Origin of the sequence: Methylobacterium sp. WL103, assembly GCF_008039885.1 — a bacterium.
Taxonomy (GTDB): Bacteria; Pseudomonadota; Alphaproteobacteria; order Rhizobiales; family Beijerinckiaceae; genus Methylobacterium; species Methylobacterium cerastii.
In genome coordinates, this window is sequence record NZ_VRUX01001007.1 from 1 (window position 1) to 956 (window position 956).

Annotated in this window: 1 protein-coding gene; it reads left to right on the forward strand. The window is 68.3% G+C overall.

Annotated features, from left to right (window positions below):
- Positions 1-210: 210 nt before the first annotated feature.
- Positions 211-956 (forward strand): adenylate/guanylate cyclase domain-containing protein (locus FV222_RS27380; RefSeq protein WP_246685709.1); only part of this gene is annotated, 746 nt, incomplete at its 3' end.

Genomic DNA, 956 nt, shown 5'->3' on the forward strand with positions numbered 1-956 from the left:
TGGGTGATGCGCGTCTGGCATCCAGGAGCGTCGAGCCTAGCCCTGCGTCGCCGCCACGGCATCGAGGGCACGCCGACCTTTCACGGCAACACCGTCGAGCACGTGGTCGAGACCCGTACCCCGTTCCGATACCGTCTCGACGGGGATGGGCCGCTGCCGTTTCCCGTGCTCGGCGAGCTTCGCGACGAGGGTCTGACCGACTACCTCATCGTGCCGCTGCGCGCCGCGCGTGGACGCATGGGCGCCGCCTCCTGGGCCACAGCGAGACCGGGCGGCTTCACGCCGATCGAGATCGACACGTTGCTGGCGCTGGTCGAGCCGTTCTCGCTGCTGTTCGAGATCAAGGCGCTCGACGACATGCTCGGCGCGGTGCTGAGCGCCTATGTCGGGCGCGACCCGGCACGGCAAATCCTGGCCGGCACAGTGCGGCGCGGCGATGTACGTCTGATGCGGGCCGCGATGATGCTGACTGACTTGCGCGGGTTCGGTGAATTGTCCGACCGGCAGAGCCCCGACCGTGTCGTGGCCGCCCTCAACCGGATGTTCGATGCCATCGTGCCGGCCATCGAGGCGGAAGGCGGCGAGGTGCTGAAATATATCGGCGACGGGCTACTAGCCGTGTTCGATGCCGATCGCGACGAGGCCGCGGCGCGCCGTGCCGCCTTGCGTGCCGCCGAGGCCGCACTCGCTGCGCTTGCGACCCTGCGCGACGGTGACACAGCTGCCTTCGAGGTCGGCGTCGCACTTCATGTCGGGGAGATCGCCTACGGCAATATCGGCGGCGGCGACCGGGTCGACTTCACGGCGATCGGCCGCGATCTCAACGTGCTCGCTCGCGTCGAGCGCCTGTGCAAGACCTACGACACGCCGCTGATCGCCACCGACACTTTCATCGACGGATTGGCGCATGCCCTCGAACCGCTCGGCATTGTCGCCCTGCGCGGTTTCGCCGAACG